Source organism: Chimaeribacter coloradensis (assembly GCF_002858715.1).
Classification (GTDB): domain Bacteria; phylum Pseudomonadota; class Gammaproteobacteria; order Enterobacterales; family Enterobacteriaceae; genus Chimaeribacter; species Chimaeribacter coloradensis.
In genome coordinates, this window is sequence record NZ_PJZH01000002.1 from 319,081 (window position 1) to 342,850 (window position 23,770).

Annotated in this window: 21 protein-coding genes; 5 read left to right on the top strand and 16 right to left on the bottom strand. The window is 59.0% G+C overall.

Annotated elements, in window-relative coordinates:
• Window positions 1-19 precede the first annotated feature (19 nt).
• Window positions 20-1,462 (bottom strand): glucosyltransferase domain-containing protein, encoded by a 1,443-nt coding sequence (locus CYR32_RS03770; RefSeq protein ID WP_101822718.1) that lies wholly within the window; start codon window positions 1,460-1,462, stop codon window positions 20-22.
• Between the two features lie 941 nt (window positions 1,463-2,403).
• Here CYR32_RS03770 and CYR32_RS03775 point away from each other — a divergent pair.
• Complete coding sequence (locus CYR32_RS03775; protein ID WP_241523743.1) at window positions 2,404-2,940, top strand: sterol desaturase family protein; 537 nt, start codon at window positions 2,404-2,406, stop codon at window positions 2,938-2,940.
• On the opposite strand, the gene crtB is transcribed toward CYR32_RS03775, so the two are convergent.
• The 6 genes from crtB to CYR32_RS03805 form a co-directional block, all read right to left on the bottom strand.
• Window positions 2,873-3,802, bottom strand: coding sequence for a 15-cis-phytoene synthase CrtB (gene crtB, locus CYR32_RS03780; protein ID WP_101822720.1), 930 nt, complete (start codon window positions 3,800-3,802; stop codon window positions 2,873-2,875). The genes CYR32_RS03775 and crtB overlap by 68 nt on opposite strands.
• Window positions 3,799-5,280 carry a phytoene desaturase gene (locus CYR32_RS03785; protein WP_101822722.1) on the bottom strand — a complete coding sequence of 494 codons (1,482 nt, stop codon included), beginning with the start codon at window positions 5,278-5,280 and terminating at the stop codon, window positions 3,799-3,801. Before CYR32_RS03785 ends, crtB begins: the two co-directional genes overlap by 4 nt.
• Window positions 5,280-6,446, bottom strand: coding sequence for a lycopene beta-cyclase CrtY (gene crtY / locus CYR32_RS03790; RefSeq protein ID WP_101822724.1), 1,167 nt, complete (start codon window positions 6,444-6,446; stop codon window positions 5,280-5,282). Before crtY ends, CYR32_RS03785 begins: the two co-directional genes overlap by 1 nt.
• Window positions 6,443-7,720, bottom strand: coding sequence for a glycosyltransferase (locus CYR32_RS03795; protein ID WP_101822726.1), 1,278 nt, complete (start codon window positions 7,718-7,720; stop codon window positions 6,443-6,445). Before CYR32_RS03795 ends, crtY begins: the two co-directional genes overlap by 4 nt.
• Window positions 7,717-8,760 (bottom strand): type 2 isopentenyl-diphosphate Delta-isomerase, encoded by a 1,044-nt coding sequence (fni, locus tag CYR32_RS03800; protein WP_101822728.1) that lies wholly within the window; start codon window positions 8,758-8,760, stop codon window positions 7,717-7,719. Before fni ends, CYR32_RS03795 begins: the two co-directional genes overlap by 4 nt.
• 87 nt (window positions 8,761-8,847) lie before the next feature.
• The gene (locus CYR32_RS03805) at window positions 8,848-9,753 is read right to left on the bottom strand and encodes a polyprenyl synthetase family protein (protein ID WP_101822730.1); all 906 of its coding nucleotides are present in this window, start codon (window positions 9,751-9,753) and stop codon (window positions 8,848-8,850) included.
• Window positions 9,754-9,877: 124 nt separating this feature from the next.
• Here CYR32_RS03805 and CYR32_RS21635 point away from each other — a divergent pair, with 124 nt between their 5' ends.
• Window positions 9,878-10,039 carry a hypothetical protein gene (locus tag CYR32_RS21635; protein ID WP_165698172.1) on the top strand — a complete coding sequence of 54 codons (162 nt, stop codon included), beginning with the start codon at window positions 9,878-9,880 and terminating at the stop codon, window positions 10,037-10,039.
• 2 nt (window positions 10,040-10,041) lie between these two features.
• Here CYR32_RS21635 and CYR32_RS03810 read toward each other — a convergent pair whose 3' ends face one another.
• Window positions 10,042-10,605 (bottom strand): YtfJ family protein, encoded by a 564-nt coding sequence (locus tag CYR32_RS03810; RefSeq protein WP_101822732.1) that lies wholly within the window; start codon window positions 10,603-10,605, stop codon window positions 10,042-10,044.
• A gap of 307 nt (window positions 10,606-10,912) precedes the next feature.
• On the opposite strand from CYR32_RS03810, the gene manD reads away from it, so the two are divergent.
• From manD to CYR32_RS03825, 3 genes are all read left to right on the top strand, one after another.
• A complete protein-coding gene (manD, locus tag CYR32_RS03815) occupies window positions 10,913-12,127 on the top strand; it encodes a D-mannonate dehydratase ManD (protein ID WP_101822734.1) in 1,215 nt (404 codons plus the stop codon).
• Between the two features lie 14 nt (window positions 12,128-12,141).
• Complete coding sequence (locus CYR32_RS03820; RefSeq protein WP_101822979.1) at window positions 12,142-13,161, top strand: Zn-dependent oxidoreductase; 1,020 nt, start codon at window positions 12,142-12,144, stop codon at window positions 13,159-13,161.
• Between the two features lie 108 nt (window positions 13,162-13,269).
• Window positions 13,270-14,556 carry an MFS transporter gene (locus CYR32_RS03825; RefSeq protein ID WP_101822736.1) on the top strand — a complete coding sequence of 429 codons (1,287 nt, stop codon included), beginning with the start codon at window positions 13,270-13,272 and terminating at the stop codon, window positions 14,554-14,556.
• Between the two features lie 94 nt (window positions 14,557-14,650).
• On the opposite strand, the gene CYR32_RS03830 is transcribed toward CYR32_RS03825, so the two are convergent.
• From CYR32_RS03830 to CYR32_RS03865, 8 genes are all read right to left on the bottom strand, one after another.
• The gene (locus CYR32_RS03830) at window positions 14,651-15,748 is read right to left on the bottom strand and encodes an NADH:flavin oxidoreductase/NADH oxidase (RefSeq protein WP_101822738.1); all 1,098 of its coding nucleotides are present in this window, start codon (window positions 15,746-15,748) and stop codon (window positions 14,651-14,653) included.
• A 204-nt stretch (window positions 15,749-15,952) separates the two neighbouring features.
• A complete protein-coding gene (locus tag CYR32_RS03835) occupies window positions 15,953-16,105 on the bottom strand; it encodes a DUF2474 domain-containing protein (RefSeq protein WP_101822740.1) in 153 nt (50 codons plus the stop codon).
• Window positions 16,106-16,140: 35 nt separating this feature from the next.
• On the bottom strand, window positions 16,141-17,148 hold the full coding sequence (gene cydB / locus CYR32_RS03840; RefSeq protein WP_101822742.1) for a cytochrome d ubiquinol oxidase subunit II: 1,008 nt from the start codon (window positions 17,146-17,148) through the stop codon (window positions 16,141-16,143).
• A 1-nt stretch (window position 17,149) separates the two neighbouring features.
• Window positions 17,150-18,574 (bottom strand): cytochrome ubiquinol oxidase subunit I, encoded by a 1,425-nt coding sequence (locus CYR32_RS03845; RefSeq protein ID WP_101822744.1) that lies wholly within the window; start codon window positions 18,572-18,574, stop codon window positions 17,150-17,152.
• 417 nt (window positions 18,575-18,991) lie between these two features.
• On the bottom strand, window positions 18,992-19,870 hold the full coding sequence (locus CYR32_RS03850; protein WP_101822746.1) for a LysR family transcriptional regulator: 879 nt from the start codon (window positions 19,868-19,870) through the stop codon (window positions 18,992-18,994).
• Window positions 19,871-20,390: 520 nt separating this feature from the next.
• Window positions 20,391-21,245 carry a tagatose bisphosphate family class II aldolase gene (locus tag CYR32_RS03855; protein WP_101822748.1) on the bottom strand — a complete coding sequence of 285 codons (855 nt, stop codon included), beginning with the start codon at window positions 21,243-21,245 and terminating at the stop codon, window positions 20,391-20,393.
• A 61-nt stretch (window positions 21,246-21,306) separates the two neighbouring features.
• Window positions 21,307-22,356 carry a galactitol-1-phosphate 5-dehydrogenase gene (gatD, locus tag CYR32_RS03860; protein ID WP_101822751.1) on the bottom strand — a complete coding sequence of 350 codons (1,050 nt, stop codon included), beginning with the start codon at window positions 22,354-22,356 and terminating at the stop codon, window positions 21,307-21,309.
• A 37-nt stretch (window positions 22,357-22,393) separates the two neighbouring features.
• On the bottom strand, window positions 22,394-23,770 hold the full coding sequence (locus tag CYR32_RS03865) for a PTS galactitol transporter subunit IIC (RefSeq protein WP_101822753.1): 1,377 nt from the start codon (window positions 23,768-23,770) through the stop codon (window positions 22,394-22,396).

Sequence of the window (23,770 nt, forward strand, 5' to 3'; positions counted from 1 at the left end):
GCCCCTTATGGGGCTTAATTTAATCTGAAAGTTTAACTAAAATAGTTCCTGATACATCTTTTATTGACCCCGTCGCAGGCCAAGAGGGCATAGATGTAAGTTCTCTCTTGTGCTTGCTGCTAATACTATGTTTACTTACTTGAATAATGTTCGCTATTCCAGTATTTCTTATATAGTTACCAATCCTATCTGACTCCCCACGCTCATAAAAGGAAATGCCAAACTCATCAGCTCTATTTTGGCGCCAAGGGTTATTAACCTTAATTTTCCCATAAAAATAAATAGGTATATCACTTTGGGTTTTTTCTGGATATGTATGGTATATATCAAAAATTATTTGCTGAGATAAAAATTTAGTTTGGTCTTCAGCTATCTTATCTGAGTAGAATAAGATGTTTATATAAGCACAGGATGAGAGTGCGATATATAATATTATGGCGATTTTTACAGGTTTTAATTTAATTTTCATTAATCCAGCAGATACAGTTAGGGCAAAAACCATTGGCATTTGACTTAGCGTCCTGGCCGGGGTTCCTGACCCGATTAATATATTCAATATGAAGGGTGACAGTATGACAATAAAAGAAATAAATAGTGAAATTAATAGGGCGCGAGCACCGAACTTAATAGAAGTAGTTGTGACTAATAAAACAGAGCCTAATGTTAAAAAATAAAATTCGAAGCCATACCATGTGACCGTATAGCAGTTGTAAAGAATAAATTTAAAGACGGAAATAATAGCGTCTGCTACTCCCATCTTGTTCCAAGCAATAAGCTGAGAAAAATAGCTCACGTCGGTAATCTGATAATGAGATTTCAACTGCTTTGATATAACAAAATAGATAATCACCGAGATTATAGTTAATAATGAAATCATAACTGATTCTTTGAACCAGCCACCTAGTTTAAACTCGCCCTCTGATATTCTCTTGAACGAGTAAAGAGATACGAGAGTTACAGGTAAAAATACTAAAGACTGATATATAGATATAACAAAGACGTTAATTAAAACAAATAATAATTTTCCAACCAATCCATTTTTATGAAAAAATATCATGCTATACATACAGAAGAGAAGTGCTAATCCTACAGTTTCAGCTTGATTGCTGAATTGTAGCTGATAAGCCATTTGCGGAAAAGTAACGAATAGTATTGAAAAAACAATTGATTCTTCCAGGTTTAGTTTTAAATAGATACTTGCAACTAAACTTGATGCGGAGACAGTCATAAGCGAAAATGCAATAGAAAAAAAAGGAACCCATGGCTCATGGAATATATACTTTTTGAGTAATGCATGTCCCCATCTTCCCAAATCTATGGTGTGAAGATAATTATCAATTACATCGACATCAATGGATATGGTATGGTTTGCTAGCTCAAATCCGTATGCAATAATACAGCTTGTTAATGCAAATAAAAAAGGTATTGCATAGTTGGTTTTATTAATGTTAATGTTATTCATTATCTTGCCTTTTTTATTTTATAAACATATCGAATGATGATTCTTTCCGATATATGCCTTGTCAATATATAAGTCGAGAACATTAACGCCAGTTATCTGTATGCTGCTGAAGAGACTGTGGATAAGAGGAGATGGAGCAAATAAGTTGCCCAATTACATCTTTTTATACTACTCAGTAGTCATACAGGAAAACCAGTTTGGCGATAAACAACCCCATATAAGTTCATATGTGAAATAAAAACGTAAAGAAGAAAAATATTCTTTTTATGTTCCCACATTTCTTAACGATTAACTTAATAATGTTGGTTATTTTCTCGGCACGAATTTAGTTAACTATTTTTAATCTTTTTATTAATCTAATTAATAACCTGCTTTCTCAAGTAAATAACACCTCCTTAACATTTTTTCGAGGTTTTTATAAAAAATAAAATAAGATATCTGAATGTTACTTTCTACTTTAATAAAGGTGATTTTCTTTAGGGTTACAGTAAGCTTCATTATGTTTACCGCATTTCCCATACAATACGTTAGCTCTGTAAATATTTCTAGCTCTAGTCGATCTTTTGCATGAATAAAATAATATCCATAGCACTTTATCTGAAGGTGAATTATCAAATCATTCACCTAATCATTATGCTTTCTTTTGTTTTTAGAGAAAATTATTCATTCCATTTATTATTGCATAATAAAGTTACGTAAAAAAGCCGATAAGAATTAAAATGGTTAGCATCTTCTAAGCCGTAGGTCACAGGTTCGAGCCCTGTAGGGCGTACCATTTTGTGCCCCCTGAATCACTTCCCCTGCATTATCGTTGTTTCATATACGTTCCGTTCTGAGTGCCTTATCCGCCCCATCTCCCCCATCACTGCTATACTTTCCTGCGCCAATCTTGTTGGAAGGGCAGGAGATTTTCCGGCGGCCGGGAACACCCAGGAGAGAGTATGCTTGTGCTTTGGAATAGCGGAATTGTGTTGTTAACGGTGGTGGCGATGGAGATCATCGCGGCGTTGTCTCATAAGTACATCATGCATGGCTGGGGGTGGGGGTGGCACCATTCGCACCATGCGCCGCATACGTCCTGGTTTGAACTGAATGATCTTTATGCGGTGCTGTTTGCGGTGCTGGCGATTGTGCTGATCGCACTGGGGACGGCCGGGTATTGGCCGTTGCAGTGGATAGGGGCGGGCATGACGCTGTACGGGTTGCTCTATTTCATCGTGCATGACGGGCTGGTGCACCAGCGCTGGCCGTTCCGTTACATCCCGCGGCGCGGCTACCTGAAACGCTTGTATCTGGCGCACCGGCTGCACCATGCGGTGCGTGGGCGGGAGGGCTGCGTCTCCTTTGGCTTCCTGTATGCGCCGCCGGTCGCCAAATTACAGGCGATCCTGCGCGAGCAAAAAAACCAGGCTAACGTGGACGTTGCCAAAGGCCGGAAGGACGGGCGGCCGGGGGCGGGGCGAGCCGGGAACGAATAGCCAGCCCGGCACCGGTGACCAGCAGGCCGAGTTTCTCCAGCTTGCTGGTGCCTTGCCGCCGGTCCCAGGCGCGCTCCCCGGCGCGATCGACCTTAATCCCAATCTCCCGGTAAACCCCGCGTGCAGTAGCAATCGCCCAGGCTGAGCGCAGCGGCAGGCCCGCCAGGCCCGCCCGCGCAGAGGCGTAATAGGGCTCGGCTTCCGCCACCAGCCGCGCGGCAAGCGGCACCAGGGCAGCACGGTGGGCCGGGTCTGCGACCTCGGCCGGGGGAATGCCCGCCGCGGCCAGCCACTCGGCAGGCAGATAGCAGCGCCCCACCTGCGCATCCTCGACAATGTCCCGCGCGATGTTGGTGAGCTGGAACGCCAGCCCAAGATCGCAGGCACGGTCCAGCACTGCCTCGTCCCGCACCCCCATGACCCGCGCCATCATCAGCCCGACTACCCCCGCCACGTGGTAGCAGTAACGCAGCGTGTCGCCAAAGGTCTCGTAACGCTCACCGCGCACGTCCATCGCGAACCCTTCAAGATGGTCAAACGCCTGCTGCTGCGGGATCGCATGGGCCAGCGCCACTTCCTGAAACGCGGCGAATGCCGGGTCTTCCATCGGCATGCCGGCATAGGCGCGGCGCGTCAGGGCCTTCAGCAGCGTCAGCCGCTGTTCAGGGCTGTCAGGCTGGTGGCCGGGCGAGGCAAAGCCCAGCGTCTGGTCATCAATCACGTCGTCACAGTGGCGGCACCAGGCGTAGAGCATCAGCGCGCTGCGCCGGGTGCCGGCATCAAACAGTTTAGAGGCGGTGGCGAAACTTTTGGAGCCAACCGCCATGGTCTGGGTAGCGTGGTTCAGCAGGGGCTGGTTCATGGGGCGAGATCCTCCAGCATCAGGCCCGCCGTGGCTTTGGCCGAGCCGATGACCCCCGGCACCCCGGCGCCGGGGTGGGTGCCCGCGCCCACCAGGTAGAGGTTCGGGATACGGTCGTCGCGGTTGTGCGGCCGGAACCAGGCGCTCTGGGTCAGCAGCGGTTCGATAGAGAACGCCGAGCCGAGGTGCGCGCCCAGCTCGTCCCGGAAATCAAACGGCGTGAACATCCGGTGCGTCACCAGCTGGTCGCGCAGCCCCGGCATATAGTGCTGCTCCAGATAGGCGAAAATACGGTCGCGCAGGCGCGGCCCCTCGACCGCCCAGTCCAGATCGGCCGTGCCGAGGTGCGGCACCGGGGCCAGCACGTAATAGCTGCCGCACCCCGGCGGCGCGAGGGACGGGTCGGTGACGCACGGGGCGTGCAGGTAGAGGGAGAAATCCTCGGAGAGGGTGTCGCGGTTGAAAATATCCTCAATCAGCTCTCGGTAGCGCGGGCCGAAACAGACGGTGTGGTGCGCAAGCTGGGTATGCTGTTTGTTCAGCCCGAAATAGAGCACAAACAGCGAGTTGCTCATCCGCTTGCGTTTCAGCGCCCCGGCCCGCGCCGCGCCCGCCGGGTGGTGGCCGAGCAGCTTTTCATAGGTGTGCACCACGTCGGCATTCGAGGCCACTGCCGGGGTGTCGAAGCGGCGGCCATCGGCCAGCTCCACGCGGCTGATGCGCGAGCCGGTGGTCTCCATGCGGCTGACTTTCGCATTCAGTTCCAGCTCGCCGCCGAGATCCTGGAACAGCCGTACCAGCCCCTGCACCAGCGCGCCGGTGCCGCCGCGCGCAAACCAGACGCCCCATTCGCGCTCCAGCGCATGGATCAGCGTATAGATAGACGAGGTGGCAAACGGGTTGCCGCCCACCAGCAGCGAGTGGAACGAGAACGCCTGCCGCAGGTAATCATCTTCAATAAAGCGCGACACCACGCCATAGACGCTGCGCCACGCCTGCAACCGTGCCAGCTGCGGCCCGGCGCGCAGCATATCGCGGAAAGAGAGGAACGGCACCGCGCCGAGCTTCAGGTAGCCCTCTTTAAACACCGCACGCGAGTAGTCGAGGAAACGCCGGTAACCCTCGACATCCCGCGGGTTAAACTGCTGGATCTGGCGCTCAAGGGCCGCCTGATCGTTGTCATAATCGAAGACCCGGCCGGACTCCCAGCAGAGGCGGTAGAAGGGGGTTACCGGCATCAGGTCGACATAATCGGCCATGCGTTTACCCGCCAGCGTGAACAGCTCCTCAATGGCGCTCGGGTCGGTAATGACCGTCGGCCCGGCATCAAAGGTAAACCCCTGATCCTCATAGACATAAGCGCGGCCGCCTGGCTTATCGCGCTGTTCCAGCAGCAGGGTGGGGATGCCCGCCGCCTGCAGGCGGATAGCGAGGGCCAGGCCACCGAAACCGGCACCAATTACAATCGTTCGTTTCATTAAAAAGCTCGCAGCCGGGGAGTATGTTTGAGCACGGCTTTCAGGGCTTCCCCCACCGGCACCGGTGGTTTGCCCGTCAGGATCCGTGCCATGTCGGCCGGGGTCAGGCGGCCGGCATAAAACCGGGCAATCAGACCTTCCCCTAAACCGTAAAAACGTTGCATAACCTGCCAGCGCTGCGCCGGGTGACCGGCCAGAAATAACATGCGGTTAAGCAGGCGGAAAAAGCGTTGCCGCCGCCACTGCCGGGCGGCATAACAATGAATCAGGGTAAACAGCGCGTCGTGCGCCGGGGCGGGCTGGGCTGCAATCAGCTCAGCCAGCGCCACCGCCTGCGGCAGGGAATAGCCGGTGGTGGGGTGGAACAGCCCGGCGCGCAGCCCGGCGCAGGGCTGGCCTTGCCGCTGCTGCCAGAAGGCGGCGGGGTGGCCGGCCAGCGTAATCGGCAGGTTGCCCTGTTCTTCACGCAGCAGGGTATGCAAGGCCCAGCCCTGGGCGGCGGCGTAGGCGGCGATGTTCTGCCGCGCCCGGTCGGGCTCCAGCGCAGCATGATCGATGTAGTGGGTATCCTCGATCAGCAGCGTGTCCGCGGAGAGCGGCAGGGTATAGACGAAGCGGTAACCTGCCTGCTGGTCAACGGTGGCATCCATCAGGATCGGGCGCGTCAGCCCATGCGGGCGGGACAACTGCCACTGCTGGCCGAGAAAAGCCTGGAAGCCTACCGCCAGATGCGGGCCGGGCTGGTAGCCGCAGCCGTCAATCACCGCGGCGGCGGTCAGGGTCCGGCCGTCGGCCAGCTGCACCTGTGTGGGCGTCACGGCAGTCACGGGGGTGTGGGTCAGCAGGCGGTCGCCCAGCGCCTGCGTGACCACCGCCGCAAAGTGCTCCGCCGTGACGCTCAGGTAGCCGCCGGGCAGGGTACGGGTGAGGTGCGGGAAGCGGACGTCATACCCCTGCCAGCGGTGCGCCACCAGCGGGGCGACCCACTGGTGCTGGGCGTCGGTCAGGTCATCCTGATGGAACGACCAGGTGTGGTTACCGCCGGGGTGCGGCGCGGCCTCGATCATCAACAGATTGAGATCCGGCTGACACTGGCGCAGCCGCAGGGCGATAAGCCCGTTCGCCAGCCCGCCGCCCACCAGAATCAGGTCATAAGCGTGGTTCACAATACCGCCTCCGCCGGCCAGCGGGCATAGAGCGCGCGCTCCACAATCTCGGCCGCGCGCGCTGCGCCCCCGGCCTGCTGAAGCTGGGCGCTCAGCGGGGCCATACGCTGCCGGTAGCGATCATCCTCCAGCAACCGGCGCAGGTTTCGCGCCAGGGTGCGGCGGCAGGCAAAGCGGGAGACCCGGCGGCCGATGCCCTGATAAGCGACACGGGCGGCCACGCCCGGCTGGTCGAAGGCGATGGGGATAGCGAGGATCGGCGTGCCGCTGCTGACGGCATCCATCACGGTATTCAGCCCGCCGTGGGTGATCACCGCCTGCGCCTGATGCAGCGCGGCGGGTTGGTCGGTGAAATCCGTGACATAGCTGGCGCCGCAGGCGTAGAGGCTCTCTGCCTGCCGGGCGGTGAGGCCGCCGCAGTGGGCCACCAGCAGTTGCGCGTCCAGGCTCTGACAGGCCCGGGCCAGCGTGCGGAACAGGCCGTAACGGTGCCCCTGTAATGTCCCCAGGGAGGCATAGACCAGCGGCCGTGACGGATCGACCGACCAGCCCGGCGGGGCGTGTTCAGCCGGGGCGGGCGCACGCAGCGGCCCCACGGCGTGGAAATGTGCAGGCAGCGCCCGGCGCGGAAAGTCCAGCCCCGGCAGGGTCTGGCTGATCTGCGCCCGCGGCGAGAGGCACTCATGCAGCGACTGGCGCGGCGGCAGGCCGAACCGCCGGGCATGGCGGGCAATCACCCGGCCGTGACGGCGCATCATCCAGTCATATACCCGCTGGCTGGAGGCGTAGAGGGTCTGCGCGCGCTCATCGGTGGCGTAATCAAACGGCATCACCGGCAGCGGCAGGCCCGGTTCGCGGTTCAGCGGCAAGGCACAGGCCACCGAGACAAACGGCAGCCCCAGTGCCTCCGCCACCAGCCCTCCGGCCGGTTCCATCTGATCGGCGATGACGCCATCCACCGCCAGCTGGTTGAACGCCGCAGGCAACTCGCGGCAGAGCATATCCGTGGTAGCCGCCATGTCCCCGATCAGGCGGAGGATTGCCAGCCCGGCCGGGTTGGCCGCCAGCTGCAGAGTATGGGCGAGGCGGCCCGGCGGGTGGCTGTCGGCCCCCACCGGGTGGAAAGCGATGCGGGTGTCGGTGAGCAGCCCGGCTGCGTCCGGCTGCTGGATAAAGGTGATGCGGTGGCCGCGCGCAATCAGCGCCTGCGACAGCGCCTGCAACGCCTGAACGTGGCTGTAGAGCGGCGGGGCCACCACGGCATAGTGGCTCATGCCCCGGCCTCAGCGCTCAGTAAAGGGGCGGCTTTCAGCCGGGTGAGGTTAGCGCTGCCGGTACAGAAACAGACGACGCGCAGCTGGTCGATCACCGTCTGGAAATGGGCAGCCACCGCCTCGGTGGAGGTGGTGGCGCTGCCGAGCACCGCAGCCGCCTGGCCGACCAGATCGGCCCCGAGGCGCAGCGCTTTGGCGGCGTCAATGCCGTCACGGATGCCGCCGGAGGCGATCAGCGGCATCGCCGGCAGCTGTTTCCGCAACCCGCGCAGCGCCTCGGCGGTCGGGATGCCCCAATCCGCGAACGCCATCGCCACGGCGCGCGCCTGCGGCGTGGCGGCGCGCTCGCCTTCCACCGCCGCCCAGCTGGTGCCGCCCGCCCCGGCGACATCCAGCATCGTGACGCCCGCCTCCGCCAGCCGTTGCGCCACCGCCGGGGAGAGCCCGGCACCAACTTCTTTGACCACCACCGGCACCGGCAACGCCGTGACCACCTGCTCAATGGCCGCCAGCACGCCGCGCCAGTCGCGGTCACCGCCGGTTTGCAGTGCTTCCTGCAACGGGTTGAGGTGGACGATCAGCGCGTCCGCGTCAATCATCTCTACCGCGCGGCGCGCAAAATCCACGCCGGGCTGGCCGATAATCTGCGCCGCCCCCAGGTTCGCCAGCAGCGGCACATCCGGGGCGAGGTCACGCAGTTCGCGCGTCAGCCCAAAGTTATGGCTGCTCTCCAGCGCCACCCGCTGGGAGCCGACGCCCATCGCCAGCCCCAGCGCCTGGGCGGCTTCTGCCAGGTGGCGGTTAATGTCGCAGGCACGGCTGGCCCCGCCGGTCATGGAGCTGATCAGCAGCGGGGCGTTCAGGGGGCGGCCAAAGAGGGAGGTGCGCAGGTCAACGCTGTCGAGGTCCAGTTCCGGCAGGGCGCAGTGCTCGAAGCGAAAGCGTTCAAAGCCGGTGGTGACGCGGCTTACGGCCTGCGCCGGGTGCAGCACAATGTCCAGATGGTCGTTCTTACGTTTGATGAGCTCCGCGTCCTTCATTGACACTCCGGTAAGTAAAGCTGTCGGGAAACATCCGTTGTCAGGGGCATCCGGCCCGCGGCAGGTCACGCCGCATGGGCCGGGCAGTCAGCTGATCAGGGCCAGTTTCTGGCCGAACCAGGCGTGCATAAAGCGCCGGGTTGCCATGCCCTGATCGCAGGCGCAGGCCAGATGTTCATCAGCGCGGCGGAGGTGGTGGTGCAGGCGCTGGTGGACCGCCTCGCTGCCGAGCATCGCCACCAGCGTGGATTTCCCCTCATCCTTGTGCCGGTCTTTGCCGGTACCGGCCAGGCCATCGACCAGATCGTCGAGCAGCTGGAACGCCTGCCCGAGATCCAGCGCAAAGCAGCGCAATTTCTGGCGGACGTCTGCCGGTGCCCCGGCCGCAATGGCCGCCATTTGCAGGGTGGCACCGAACAGCATGCTGGTTTTAAGCTCATTGGTGGTAAAGATGGCATCGGCGCTGCGGGCGTCGTTGCCTTCGGTGAGATCCTGGTATTGCCCCTGTACCAGCCCCTGCAACCCCACGGCGCTGGAGAGCTCCGCCACCGCCTGCGTGCGGGCGTGGCTCGGCAGATCCTGCGCGGCGGCCACCACCCCGAACGCTTTGCTGAGCAGCGCGACGGCGGCCAGAATCGCCACGTTTTCGCCGAACTGGCGGTGAATAGTGGGGCGGCCGCGCCGCAGCAGCGCGTTGTCCATACAGGGGATGTCATCGAGCATCAGTGAGGCAGCGTGGATCATCTCCACGGCGCAGGCGAGATCGAGCAGACCGGCCTGGGCTGTGTCGCAGCCCAGATCCTGGGCGGCCAGCATCAGCAGCAGGGGGCGGATGCGCTTCCCCGGTGCCAGCGTGCCTTCGCGCATCGCGACGTTGACCCGGTCGCGCTCGCTGCTCTCCGGCAGCAGCTGATCGAGGCGGGTTTCGAGCGCGGCGATCAGCGCCGGCAGCTCACTGTCCAGGCTTAAGGGTTTATCGGCGTAGGCTGTCATGATAGCTGTCCCTGTTTGCCTGCAATGGCCGGCGTGATGGTCGGTCACCAAAAAACACGGCGGTTGCCGTCATCGGGCGTCGGGCACTGCTGTACGGCGACGCCGGCCTGAAAAGGCGTTTCTGGTGAATCATACGATTGATTGTTCTATCAAATCTGGCGAAAAATCCCTTTTGATCATGATAGTTTATTATTTAAAAAATGCCTGCGGGCAGGGCGAACAATCGCATTTTTCCCCGGCTTTCCCGCCTGCCCGCGGGCGGTTATCAACCGGTAAACGGCAATAAAATCAGGCAGTTTTTAACAGGTGGTGCAGCAGCGCCATCACCTGCTGCACTTCAGACGGCGTCAGCGCGCCGTCTTTGGCAAAGCGCACTGTGCCGGTGGGGTCAAGCACCACCACGGCGGAGCCGCCATCCTTGAGCTGCCAGGCACGTTTTGCCGCGCCCCGGCTGTCGATAATAAATTGCGCCTGCGGGAACGCTTTTTTACTCGCCTCAATACTGTGCCGGACAAAGGGCGCGCTGCCGATCACCGCATCATCGGTGTTAATCAGGGTGGTGGTCTGGTAGCGATCGGCCGGTAAACCGGCGCGGCTTATCGCCTCCGTCAGCGCGGCATTCTGCTCTTTGGCCGACAGGCGGCCGGCGATGTGCAGCATTACCCGCACTTTCCCGGTCAGGCGGGCGCTGTTCCACGGCTGGTAGCGGCTCTCCTCCTGCTGCCGGACCACCTCGCCCCGGTCAGCGATGCCTACCGGCGGCACCCGCTGCCCCTCAACAAAATCATGCGCGGCCGCAAACAGGGGCAGCACTAGCCCCACGGCGCACCCAATCCCTGACTTTATGCTCATTCTCTTCTCCACATTTTGCAGCCGGATGACGGTGCCGGGGCAAGGCACCGGGTAAAACCTGGGTGCGGCGCACCGGCAGGCCTGTTCCTGTTGTATAGCATAGGTTGTGTCTCCTATAGGTTGCTGAATTGTTATGCAAAGGAGGCAGATCGTCACAAAGCAGCGGTAAAGGTGTTAATTCCGGCCCACACAGATTCCGTGATCAACCGTCCACTTTTTGAACGTCATACTTGTATGGTAGTTATGTCAGATTTAGAGTCACGGCATGATGTGCGCTGACAGAGCGCGGGCTGATAAGGAAGCGATGATGAAAATTGTAAAGGCGGAAGTGTTCGTAACGTGCCCAGGGCGGAATTTCGTGACCCTGAAACTCACCACGGATGAGGGGCTGACCGGCCTGGGCGATGCCACGCTGAATGGCCGGGAACTGTCGGTGGCCTCCTATCTTCAGGATCATCTCTGCCCGCAGCTGGTGGGGCGCGATGCGCACCGCATCGAAGACATCTGGCAGTTCTTCTACAAAGGGGCCTACTGGCGGCGCGGGCCGGTGACGATGTCGGCCATTTCCGCCATCGATATGGCGCTGTGGGACATCAAAGCCAAGGCAGCCAATATGCCGCTCTATCAGCTGCTGGGCGGCGCCTCGCGGGATGCGGTGATGGTTTACTGCCATACCACCGGCCATTCGATTGATGAAGTGCTGGACGACTACGCGAAACACAAAGAGATGGGCTTCAAGGCGATCCGCGTGCAGTGCGGCGTGCCGGGCATGAAAACCACCTACGGCATGTCAAAGGGCAAAGGGCTGGCGTATGAACCGGCCACCAAGGGCAACTGGCCGGAGGAGCAGCTCTGGTCAACGGAAAAATACCTCGATTTCACGCCGAAACTGTTCGACGCAGTGCGCAGCAAATTTGGCTTTGACGAACACCTGCTGCATGACATGCACCACCGCCTGACGCCGATTGAAGCCGCGCGCTTCGGCAAAAGCGTTGAGCAGCACCGCCTGTTCTGGATGGAAGACCCGACCCCTGCGGAAAACCAGGCCTGCTTCCGCCTGATCCGCCAGCATACGGTGACGCCGATCGCGGTGGGTGAGGTGTTCAACAGCATCTGGGACTGTAAACAGCTGATTGAAGAGCAGCTGATCGACTACATCCGCACCACGCTGACCCACGCGGGCGGCATCACCGGTATGCGCCGCATTGCCGATTTCGCCGCGCTCTACCAGGTGCGTACCGGCTCACACGGCCCGTCCGACCTGTCACCCATCTGCATGGCGGCGGCGCTTCACTTTGACCTCTGGGTGCCGAACTTCGGCGTGCAGGAGTATATGGGCTACTCCGAACAGATGCTGGAAGTCTTCCCCCATCACTGGACGTTCGATCGCGGCATGATGCACCCGGGTGATAAACCGGGTATCGGCATCGAATTTGATGAGAAACTGGCGGCAAAATACCCGTTTGAGCCGGCTAACCTGCCGGTTGCCCGCCTGGAAGACGGCACCCTGTGGAACTGGTAACCGAGGATACGATCATGAAAAGTGTTGTCATCCAACAGCCGGAACAGCTGGTGATTGAGGAACGCCCACAGCCGCAGCCGCAGGCGGGCGAGGTGCGGATGCGGGTGGTGAGCGCCGGTATCTGCGGCTCTGACGTGCATATCTTCCGCGGCCATAACCCCTTTGCGAAATACCCGCGCGTCATCGGCCATGAGTTTTTCGGCCGGATTGATGCGGTGGGTGAGGGCGTGGACCCGGCGCGCCTGGGCGAGCGGGTGGTGGTTGACCCGGTGGTGAGCTGCGGCCACTGCTACCCCTGTTCAGTGGGCCGCCCCAATGTCTGCACCTCGTTGCAGGTGATTGGCGTGCACCGCGACGGCGGCTTCAGTGAGTACGCCTGCGCCCCGGCCGGTAATGCCTACCGGGTGCCGGAGGGCATCCCGGATCGCGAGGCGACGATGATTGAGCCGTTCAGCATTGCGGCCAACATCTGCGCGCAACTGCAACCCACGCCGCAGGATGTGGCGCTGATTTACGGTGCCGGGCCGATGGGGCTGACGGTCATCCAGGTGCTGCGCGGCGTGTATGGCGTGAAGCAGATTATCGTCACCGATCGCATCCCGGAGCGGCTGGCGATGGCGCAGGAAAACGGCGCGGACCGCGTTATCCATAACGGGGAACAGGATCTCGCCGCAGCCCTTCAGGCAGAGGCCCTCCGCCCGACGCTGATTGTCGATGCCGCCTGCCACCCGGCGATTCTGCCGGAGGCGATTACGCTGGCCTCCCCGGCGGCGCGCATCGGCATCATGGGTTTTTCTGCGGAACCCTGCACGATCAGCCAGCAGGCGATCACCGGCAAAGAGCTGTCGATCTTCAGTTCACGCCTTAACAGCGTGCGCTTCCCGCAGGTGATCAGCTGGATGGAGGAACAGCGCATCCGGCCGGAGAAGCTGATTACCCATCACTTCCCGCTTGACCACGTTACCGACGCCCTGACGCTGTTTGAACAGAACCAGAAAACCTGCTGCAAAGTGCTGCTGACGTTCGGCGAGTAGCGCCTGCCTGACACCGGCATAAAACACACGTTGACATAAACAACCGGCGGCCACGCTTCCCGGCCGCCGGTGCACCCCGTTACCCTACAAAGAGTGCATGGAGTACGTATGGTTAAGAACTTGCGTTGGACAATCGTCTTCTTGCTGTTCCTGGTCTATATGATTAACTACCTCGACCGGGTGGCGTTGTCGATCACCCTGCCGATGATTGAACAGGATCTCACCCTGAACGCCGAACAGTTCGGCATCATTTTCGGCAGCTTCTTCTTCGGCTATGCGCTGTTTAACTTCGTAGGCGGGCTGGCAGTAGACCGGTTCGGCCCGATGATGGTGCTCGGCGTGGCGGTGGGGCTGTGGTCAATTTTCTGCGGCATGACGGCGCTGGCCACCGGCTTCTACTCGATGCTGATCCTGCGCGTGCTGTTCGGCATGGCGGAGGGGCCGATCTGCTCCTCGGCCAACAAGATGATTAACGGCTGGTTCCCGCGTAAACAGGCAGCGACCGCCATGGGCCTGTTGAGTGCCGGTTCCCCGTTGGGCGGCGCGGTGGCCGGGCCGATTGTCGGTTACCTGGCGCTGGCGTTTGGCTGGCGGCCCGCCTTTATGATCATCTGTGCGGTGGGCATCGTCTGGATGCTGGTCTGGTTCTTTGTGGTGGCGGATTCGCCGGAGAAGAGCCGCCGCGCCAGTGATGCAGAGCGCACGCTGATCCGCGAGCTGAAAGCCGCCGATCAGGGCAGCGACGAAGCCAACCAGCAGCCGGGCCATTCGCTGATGTTCTACCTGCGCCAGCCGATTATCCTGGTCACGGCGTTCGCCTTCTTCTGCTACAACTACATCCTGTTCTTCTTCCTGAGCTGGTTCCCCTCCTACCTGGTGCAGGCGCATGGGCTGAACATCAAAGAGATGAGCATTACCACCATGATCCCGTGGATTGTCGGCTTCGTCGGCCTGGCGCTGGGCGGCATCATCTCCGATGCGATCTTCCGCCTCACCGGCAAGCTGCTGCTGTCCCGTAAGATTGTGCTGGTGGTCTGTTTGCTGGCGGCGGCAGCCTGTGTGGCGCTGGCAGGTACGGTCAGCCAGGTGGTGCCGGCGGTGCTGCTGATGTCGGTGTCGATCTTCTTCCTCTATGTCACCGGCTCCATCTACTGGGCGATCATCCAGGATGTGGTGCATACCTCCCGCATCGGCGGTGCCAGCGGCTTTATCCACCTGATTGGCAGCGTCTCCGGCATTATCGGCCCGGTGGTCACCGGTTATATCGTGCAGAACACCGGCAAGTTTGACAGCGCCTTTATCCTGGCCGGGGCAGTGGCCGCGCTGGGGGCGGTGCTGGTGCTGTTTGTGGTGCGCCCGTCACGGGCAACCACCACACCGGCCGCCAGCCACTAAGGCGCGCCGGCATTAAAAACGTGCTGACGTAAAAAGAGATGAAAAAAACAGCGTGCCGTTCTGCGGCACGCTGTGCATTTACAGCGCGGGAATTTTATTCGCCGCGGTAGCGCTCCAGCCAGTGGGCGTAGGGCGGCGGCATCACCCAGGAGGGGTTTTCAATGCCGAGGCGGCGGGCCGCCATGTAAGGCCAGTGCGGGTCAGCCAGCATCGGGCGCGCCAGCATCACCATGTCCAGTTGGCCGTTACGGATCATCGCATCCGCCTCTTCCGGCTTGCTGATGTTCCAGCTGGTGGCGCAGGGCAGGCCGGTTTCCGTACGCACCCGGGCGGTGAGATCCGCCAGCATATTCGCCCCCCACGGGATGTTAGCCTCCGGCGTGGAGAAGCCCATGCTGACGTCAATGAAGTCCAGCCCTGTCTCCTTGAATTTTTTAATCAGCGCGATGGCGTCGGCGGTGGTCTGCTCGTCGCGCCCGTCAAACTCAATCACCCCGAAGCGGGCAGTCAGCGGCAGGTGCGACGGCCAGACCTGGCGCACCGCTTCCAGCGTCTCCAGCAGGAAGCGCCCGCGCTTTTCGGCACTGCCGCCATACTCATCATCACGCTGGTTGGAGTGCTCAGAGAAGAAGCTCTGGCCTAAATAGCCGTGGGCAAAGTGCAGCACCAGCCACTCAAAGCCGGCATCCCGGGCGCGGGCGGCGGCGCTGACGAAATCCGCTTTTATCCGGCCGATCTCCTCCGGCGTGACGGCATGCGGCACCTTCGTCAGGTTGGCACCAAACGGCAGCGCCGACGGGGCGAGGGTCTCCCAGCCGCGCGGGTCGCCGTCCGGGATGTGGTCATCCCCCTCCCAGGGGCGGTTGGCGCTGGCCTTGCGCCCGGCATGGGCGATCTGGATGCCGGCCACCGCCCCGGCGGCTTTGATGTCGCGCACAATCGGCACCAGCCGGTTGGCCTGTTCATCGTTCCAGATGCCGAGGTCAGCCGGGGTGATGCGCCCCTCCGGCGACACCGCGGTGGCTTCCACCACCACCAGCGCCGCGCCGCCGCGTGCCAGCGAGGCGTAGTGCGGGCCGTGCCAGTCGGTGACCAGCCCATCTTCAGCCATGTACTGGCACATCGGTGAGACGGCGATGCGGTTGCGCAGCGTCAGCCCTTTCAGGGACAACGGCGAAAAGAGTGAACTCATGGGGTCTCCTTGTTGCAGGAAAAACGGTGACGGTAAGGGAAACGCGCCCGGTGGGCAGAGAGATCAGTGTAACGGCTAACCGTAAGCTTTGCGTAAGGGGAGGGGGCAATAAAAAAGCCATCTCCGGGGAGATGGCTTGATGGTGTCAGCGTAAACGTATCCGCTCTGGGTAAGGCGCGCCGCAGGTCGGGCGCCCGGGTGAGATTAGTGGGAGCGCATACCGGCTGCGGTCATCATCAGCCGGAATACCGTCGCTACGCAGCCCAGGGCCAGCACGCTGCCCGCGTAAATCGCCACCAGCCACAGCACGCGTTTCCACAGCGGGGAAGGTGCCTGAGTTTGGGTCGTCTCAATCATCTTTTCTTCCTCAGTTATGCCAACAAGGGGGATTATCAGTGGTAGCCTTCATCCGGGCTGATCTTCCCGCGGAACACGTAGTAGCTCCAGAAGGTGTAGACCAGAATGATCGGAATGATCAGCAGGCCGCCTACCAGCATGAAGCCCTGGCTCTGCGGCGGGGAGGCCGCGTCCCAGATGCTGATGGCAGGTGGGATAATGTTCGGCCAGATGCTGATGCCGAGGCCGGTGAAGCCCAGGAACACCAGTGCCAGCGTCAGCAGGAACGGCGAGTAGTGCGCATGGCGTTTCACGCTGCGCAGCAGGCCCCAGGCCGCTGCCACCACCAGTACCGGAACCGGCAGGAAGTAGAACAGGTTCGGCAGGGTGAACCAGCGGGACGCAATGGCTGCGTGTTGCAGCGGAGTCCAGATACTCAGCACCACGATAGCAACCAGCAGCAGCACCACCAGCGGCTTCGCCAGCGCAGACATTTTGCGGTGCAGCGCGTGGTCGGTTTTCATGATAAGCCAGGTACAGCCCAGCAGCGCGTAAGCGATCATCAGGCCAAAGCCGCAGAACACGGTGAACGGCGTCAGCCAGTCCATCGGGCCGCCGGCGAAGGTGCGGCCTTCAACCGGGAAGCCGTTGATGAAGGCACCCACCACCATACCCTGGCTGAAGGTCGCGACCAGAGAACCGGCGATGAAGGACTTGTCCCAGAAGGCGCGGTGCCCTTCGGTTGCCTTGAAGCGGAACTCAAACGCCACGCCACGGAAAATCAGGCCAATCAGCATGATGGTCAGCGGAATCGCCAGCGCGTCAGCGATGACGGCGTAGGCCAGCGGGAACGCGCCGTACAGCGCCGCGCCGCCCAGCACCAGCCAGGTTTCGTTGCCGTCCCAGACCGGGGCAACGGTGTTAACCATCATGTCACGCTCAACGGCATCTTTGTTGAACGGGAACAGGAGGCCGATCCCCAGGTCAAAGCCGTCCATCACGATATACATCAGCGTGGAGAAGACGATGATGGTGAACCAGATAATAGAGAGATCGATACCCACGTTATTTACCCTCTTCCGAATGGTTTAACGGTTCTTTTACCGCGGAGAGCGGACGGGCAGGGGTGTGTTTGGTCCCCGGGCCGCCTTCTGGCGTATGGTCGCCTTCACCCATCTGCGGGCCTTTCTTGATCAGGTGGAACAGGTAGGTGTAACCCACACCGAACACCGAGCTGTACACCACGATAAAGGCGATCAGGCTGATGCTCATCTGCAGGTCACCGTGTGCCGATACGGCATCTTTGGTGCGCAGCAGGCCATAGACCACCCACGGCTGGCGGCCAATCTCCGTGGTGAACCAGCCTGCGAGAATGGCGATCAGGCCGGACGGGCCCATCAGCAGGGTGAACCACAGGAAGGCGCGCGAGCTGTAGAGGCGATCTTTAAACCGCAGCCACAGACTGATAACCCCCATCAGCACCATCAGCATGCCGAGGCCGGCCATGATGCGGAACGACCAGAACACGATGGTGGAGTTCGGGCGATCTTCTTTCGGGAACGACTTCAGCGCCGGGACCTGGTCATGCAGGCTGTGCGTCAGGATCAGGCTGCCGAGATACGGGATCTCCAGGGCGTATTTGGTCTTCTCCTGCTCCATGTCCGGGATACCGAACAGGATCAGCGGGGTCGGCTCATTCGGCGGGTTTTCCCAGTGCCCTTCAATCGCGGCGATTTTCGCCGGCTGATGGTGCAGGGTGTTCAGGCCGTGCATGTCACCCAGCATCGCCTGGATCGGCGACACAATCAGCGCCATCCACAGTGCCATAGAGAACATCTTGCGGATTGCCGGGGTGTCATTTTTGCGCAGCAGGTGCCAGGCCGCAGACGCACCGACAAAGAAGGCGCTCGCCAGGAAGGCGGCAGTGGCCATGTGCATCAGGCGGAACGGGAAGGACGGGTTAAAGACGATCGCCATCCAGTCAACCGGGATCACCATGCCGTCTTTCAGCTCAAAGCCCTGCGGGGTCTGCATCCAGCTGTTGGACGCCAGGATCCAGAAGGTGGAGATGATGGTGCCGAGTGCGACCATGCAGGTGGCGAAGAAGTGCAGGCCACGGCCCACGCGGTTCCAGCCAAACAGCATAACGCCGAGGAAGCCGGCTTCGAGGAAGAAGGCGGTCAGCACTTCATAAGTCAGCAGCGGGCCGGTGATGCTGCCGGCAAACTGGGAGAAACCGCTCCAGTTGGTACCGAACTGATAGGCCATCACCAGGCCGGACACCACGCCCATACCGAAGTTTACGGCAAAGATTTTCGACCAGAAGTGGTAAAGATCGCGGTAAACCTCGTTCTTTGACTTCAGCCACAGCCCTTCCAGCACGGCCAGGAAACTGGCCAGCCCGATGGTGATAGCCGGGAAAATAATATGGAAGGAGACAGTAAAGGCGAACTGTATCCTGGCGAGATGAAAGGCGTCTAATCCAAACATTGCTTACCTCGATCTAGCATAGCATCCTCGTTTATTTTTTATTTACCAGCAATTAACAGGTGAGCTACATTTTCGTGCGGTTCAGATAATTAACTGCGGATTTCTTTCCTTCTTCGATCGCAAAACCGAAGCGGGTGAAAGGGCAAGCACAATAATATTGATCTGCATCATGGCGGTTACGATTATTGATATGAATTGTTTCTGATGCAGGTTATTTAGACTTTGTTTCAATGTTGCGTGTTTATCGGGTAATGATAATAAGATGTGAAAATAGTGTATTTTATGTGGCTATGTTGAAATAGAAATTAAAAAGCCGAACCAGAATGATCGGCTGCTGATTTGCCTTAATGCAACGGTAAATATCGCCCTAATCCCTTAGGGCGGGGGGCAGGTCAGCAGGAAAAGAGGGGGCGCGTCTCAGGAGGCAAACAGGTCACGGGTAAAATCGATAAAGTTAAGCACCGTGGGCGAGCGCTCCCATTTCCGGTAGATAATGTTAATTTCAGAGGGGATCGCCGGGGCAGCCAGCGGGCGATAGACCACTTCCGGCAGGAAAACCGTGTTGGATAACACATCCGGCACCACCGCGACGCCCTCATTAAACGAGACGCGGGAAAGGACATCCACCAGGCTGCCGGGGCTTTCACTCCGTTTCACCTTAAAACCGCCCCGGCGTGCTACCTCTACGGTGCCGTGCGGTTGCTCCGGAAGAATAAATTTCTCATTACGCAGCTCAAACGGCTCTACCGGCTGCTCGCGCCCCGCCAGAGGGTGGGCCGCAGGCAGGGCGACACAGAATATATCTTGCTGAATATGCAGGCTTTTTATGTCATCCGGCAGGCGTATCGGGCTGCGGATAAAGGCAATATCCAGCTTTCCTTCGCTGACCATAACCGGCAGTTCATTCATCGGGTATTCGCGCGGGGTGATAGTGACGTTAAGGTTCTGCTTCCTGAACTGGGACAATAACTTACTCAAAATTCCTGACCACAGCGCCGAGCTGACATAGCCTAACCCCAGGTGCCCCACCTCTCCGCGGCTGGCTAAACGGCCAATCTCCCTGGCCCGCTCTGCCTGTGCCAGGGTGGCGTTGGCCTCTATCAGGAACAGGGCACCGGCCTGAGTCAGGCTGACGCTGCGCTTGGTGCGGGTAAATAACTCAACGCCAATGGACTCTTCCAGCTGCTTGATCTGTACGGAAAGGGTAGGGGCGGCGATGCCTAATTTCTCAGCTGCCGCACTAAAATGCAGCTTTTCCGCCAGTACCACGAAGTAATGAAGATGCCTGAGTTCCATGTGTTACCTATAATTAGCTTTTTCCTAATAGTAACTAAAAAATTTCCTAAGAGCAGCAACTAACATTGTTCACAGCGTGAAAGATATTGTTACATTCATGCTTAAAATATGAACTGTGCGTTTGCGCCGGGTGATAAACCGGGTAAATCACGCCATAGAAATAAAACAGTACCCAACGCAGAGAAACAGAGAGAGGCTGCGCCCTGTTATTCCCTTACGATGTTAAAAACAGCCAGGTTATAAAATTTTTATTGGCACGTTGTTATCTGCGCTATTTGTAACAGCGCAGACTGTTCGTTAATAACAATAGTTCTCATTTGGCAATAAAGGAAATAACGCTGCTTCTTTCTTGCGCACTTTTTAATTAAGCCAGGTCAGCAGAATTATTTGGGCGAGGTAGCAACCCTATAATGCGCATATGTTGTTTAGTTACAACCTACTTCTTATCAGCACAATTTTGCCGCCTGGCTTATCCGCCATCGTACATGGCCGCGAGGCGTCTGCACGATGGCGATAAACCTCAAAGCTTATCTGCACTGCCGCACATCAGAATTTTCTCCTCAACCACCTTACGCATCGCCTCTTTGCCGGGAAGGATGTAATGGCGCGGATCGTTGGCTTCCGGGTGTTGGTTAAAATAGCCTTTTACTGCATCGGCAAATGCAATCTTCAATTCTGTGGCGACGTTGACCTTACAGATGCCGGAGACGATCGCCCGTTTCACCATCGCTTCCGGCAGCCCGGATGCGCCGTGCAGCACCAGCGGGATCTCTGTGCGGCCGCGAATCTGCACCAGCCGCGCAAAATCAAGCTGGGGTTCTCCCTCATACAGCCCATGCGCTGAGCCAATCGCCACTGCCAGCGAGTCGATCCCGGTCCGGTTGATAAAGGCCGCGACGCTGAGCGGGTCGGTGAAGAACTGCTCTTTTTCCGACACGACCCGATCATCTTCCTGGCCGCCTAACCGGCCCAGCTCCGCTTCGACGCTGGCATCATAACGGTGGCAGAATTGCACCACCCCGGCCACTTTCTCAATATTCTGCTCAAAAGGGGCGAGGGAAGCATCAATCATCACTGAACGGACGCCGGCGCACACTTTATGCGCGATGTCGGCAGCGTCGTCGTGGTGGTCAAGGTGTAAGGCCAGCGGCCGCTGGGTGGCGCGTGCGGCCTCGCGGCAAATGGCGACCAGATAATCCACCCCGGCGTAGTGAAATGTGCCGGGCGTGCCCGCCAGAATGACCGGCGACCCCATGCGGGCCGCGGTCTCCGCCACGACCTGCACGGTTTCCAGGTTATGGATGTTAAATGCGGGCACAGCGTAGCCTTCACGCTGGGCTTTACGCAGCATTTCCCGTGTTGATATCAGATACATTCTCTTTTCTCTGCATGATCGCAGCCGCCCGGCGTTGATGGCCCGGCGGCTGCCGGAAAGGTTAGTGGGCTGCAAAATTAAGCAGCAATTTGCCCTGCATCGGCTGCCCTTTCAGGGCGCTCACTGCTGCGGCAAACTGCGGGGCATCACCAATCTGAGCTATCAAGGGTGCCAGGGTAATGGCCCCTTGACTGAACAGGGCCTCTGCCTGCTGCCACTCCACGCCCGGCCAGCTGTCGGAGTAGTTCATCCAACTGCCCAGCAGCGTGAGTTCTTTGCGTAATATCTGGCTGAATACCGGCGCGGTCAGGGTCAGATCGTTATGCAGGGTACCGATCAACGCCAGTTGCGCACGCGGCCCGGCAATCTCAATCGCCAGGGCGATAGTTTGCGGTGTGCCAGCGGTTTCAAGGATGAGCTGGTCAAAACGCTGATCGTGCAACTGGGCCGCGATCTCTTGCGCACTCAATGCCGCACTGTTAAAGACCCGGGTTGCGCCGGTTTGCTGAGCCAGCGTCAGCCGTTCGGCGTTAATGTCCAGTGCGGTCACAGAGGCTGCACCCAGTGCGCGGGCGCATTGAATCACCAGTTGGCCAATCGTGCCCGCGCCAATCACCACCACATGTTTGTTCGTGCAGCCGCCTGCCAGATGCAGTGCATGGAGGCCCACGGTGACCGGCTCAAAGAAGGCACCCTGTAATAGGGAGGCGTCTGCCGGAAGTTTGAACAGGGCAGTACGCCTGACCACGATATACTCCGCATGGCCGCCCCCGGAGCGTGAGCCGATAAACTGGTAGCGCTTACATTGCGAATAGAGCTGCCGCCGGCACTCCTCACAGGTAAAGCAGGGCTGCAACGGCACACAGGCCACGCGATCGCCTGCGGCCAGATCCGTGATGCCGTCACCACAGGCCACGACCTCGCCACTGAATTCGTGGCCCAGGGTGATAGGGTAGTAGTGGGCGCCCTTGGCAAAAATACGCGGGATGTCCGAACCGCATAGCCCTGAATAGGCGATGCGCACCAGCACCTCATCCGGTTGAGTCACCGAGGGGCGCGGCCGCTCTTCCACCGCCACCTCGCCGTTTGCGTGTATAACAACAGATTTCATAACCAGCTCCTGAAAGGGGGCCTGCGCCCCCGTGAAATTAGAGGGCTTCAGATTTATTCAGCGCCGCAGCCTCTGCTTGTGCCCGGATAAAGCCGCGGGCGCGCCGCCAGGTCAGGAACACACCGAGGGCATAGATCACCCCAATCACCAGCAGGCCGGTCACGTTCTGCCAGGTCAGCAGTTCAATCAGCAGGTAGGTAACAGGGGAGCCGCCCTGATCCAGTGAGGCCACCAGCCCACCGCTCTGTTTCAGCGTACCGGCGTTGGCCGCCAGTTGGGTATGCAGGCCGATGGTCTGGGTCGCTATCCACAGGGTGATACTCATGATGAGGGTGCCGGAGATCAGGGTGCGGAACAGGTTGCCCTGATGCACGGCCACCGCAATCGCCACAAAGAAACCGATGGTAGCCAGATCGCCGAACGGCAGAACCTGGTTGCCCGGTACGAGGACAGCAATCAGGATAGTCAGCGGGATAAAGATCAGGCTGGCGGAGACCACCGAGGTGTGCCCCAGCAGCAGGGCCGGATCGAGGCCAATCAGGAACTCCTGGCCGCCAAACTTCGCTTGCAGCTTCGTACGGGCATGGCGCGCTATCGGCGTCAGGCCATCCATAATCGGCTTGATCACCCTGGGCATCAGCAGCATCACCGCAGCCGTTTTGACCGCCAGTTGCAGGACGCTTTTAGCGTCATAACCGGCCAGGTAGCCAATCAGCAAACCCATGATAAAACCTACGGTCACCGGCTCGCCAAAGGGGCCGAAACGCCGCTGGACATCGTCCGCGCTGAAATGAATCTTATTGAGGCCGGGGATTTTCCCGATGACGGTATCAACCAGCACCGCAATTGGCCCCAGATAGGCGGAAGAGCCGTGTGGGATCGCGATCCCTTCCAGGCCAAAATAGTCACGCGTGTCTTTGGCAAACCAGTCCCCCAGTTTGTAGATAAAGGCGGCGTGCACCACCACGCCCAGGATCGCCAGCCAGTAGGAGCCGGTCGCAATATGCACCAGCGCACCGGTAAAGGTCATGTGCCAGATATTCCAGATATCGACGTTGACGACCCGCGTCATACGGGTGACCAGCATCAGAATATTGACCAGAATCGCCACCGGGATCGCGACCAGCGCAATCTGTGAGGCCCAGGTCATCGGGGAGGAGCCGGGCCAGCCGATGTCCACCACCTGGAGGTTAATTTCAAAGTGCTCGGCCATGGCTTTCGCCGCCGGGCCGATGGAGTCGAGCATGAGGCCGATCACCAGCCCGATGCCCACAAACCCGATACCAATATGGATGCCGGATTTGAACGCCTCGCCCAGCTTCATGCCCAGCAGCAGGGAGAAAATGATGATCACAATAGGCAGCATCACGGTCGGGCCGAGATCGAGGATGTAGCGCATGATGTCCGTAAACAT

Coding starts and splice junctions, on each gene's coding strand:
- gatD (WP_101822751.1), bottom strand. CDS start 22,356: ATGAAATCTGTTGTTATACACGCAAACGGCGAGGTGGCGGTGGAAGAG.
- CYR32_RS03810 (WP_101822732.1), bottom strand. CDS start 10,605: ATGAGCATAAAGTCAGGGATTGGGTGCGCCGTGGGGCTAGTGCTGCCC.
- CYR32_RS03845 (WP_101822744.1), bottom strand. CDS start 18,574: ATGTTTGGATTAGACGCCTTTCATCTCGCCAGGATACAGTTCGCCTTT.
- CYR32_RS03825 (WP_101822736.1), top strand. CDS start 13,270: ATGGTTAAGAACTTGCGTTGGACAATCGTCTTCTTGCTGTTCCTGGTC.
- CYR32_RS03855 (WP_101822748.1), bottom strand. CDS start 21,245: ATGTATCTGATATCAACACGGGAAATGCTGCGTAAAGCCCAGCGTGAA.
- manD (WP_101822734.1), top strand. CDS start 10,913: ATGAAAATTGTAAAGGCGGAAGTGTTCGTAACGTGCCCAGGGCGGAAT.
- CYR32_RS03785 (WP_101822722.1), bottom strand. CDS start 5,280: ATGAAACGAACGATTGTAATTGGTGCCGGTTTCGGTGGCCTGGCCCTC.
- CYR32_RS03805 (WP_101822730.1), bottom strand. CDS start 9,753: ATGACAGCCTACGCCGATAAACCCTTAAGCCTGGACAGTGAGCTGCCG.
- CYR32_RS03820 (WP_101822979.1), top strand. CDS start 12,142: ATGAAAAGTGTTGTCATCCAACAGCCGGAACAGCTGGTGATTGAGGAA.
- fni (WP_101822728.1), bottom strand. CDS start 8,760: ATGAAGGACGCGGAGCTCATCAAACGTAAGAACGACCATCTGGACATT.
- CYR32_RS03775 (WP_241523743.1), top strand. CDS start 2,404: ATGCTTGTGCTTTGGAATAGCGGAATTGTGTTGTTAACGGTGGTGGCG.
- CYR32_RS03795 (WP_101822726.1), bottom strand. CDS start 7,720: ATGAGCCACTATGCCGTGGTGGCCCCGCCGCTCTACAGCCACGTTCAG.
- CYR32_RS03835 (WP_101822740.1), bottom strand. CDS start 16,105: ATGATTGAGACGACCCAAACTCAGGCACCTTCCCCGCTGTGGAAACGC.
- crtB (WP_101822720.1), bottom strand. CDS start 3,802: ATGAACCAGCCCCTGCTGAACCACGCTACCCAGACCATGGCGGTTGGC.
- CYR32_RS03850 (WP_101822746.1), bottom strand. CDS start 19,870: ATGGAACTCAGGCATCTTCATTACTTCGTGGTACTGGCGGAAAAGCTG.
- CYR32_RS03830 (WP_101822738.1), bottom strand. CDS start 15,748: ATGAGTTCACTCTTTTCGCCGTTGTCCCTGAAAGGGCTGACGCTGCGC.
- CYR32_RS03770 (WP_101822718.1), bottom strand. CDS start 1,462: ATGAATAACATTAACATTAATAAAACCAACTATGCAATACCTTTTTTA.
- CYR32_RS03865 (WP_101822753.1), bottom strand. CDS start 23,770: ATGTTTACGGACATCATGCGCTACATCCTCGATCTCGGCCCGACCGTG.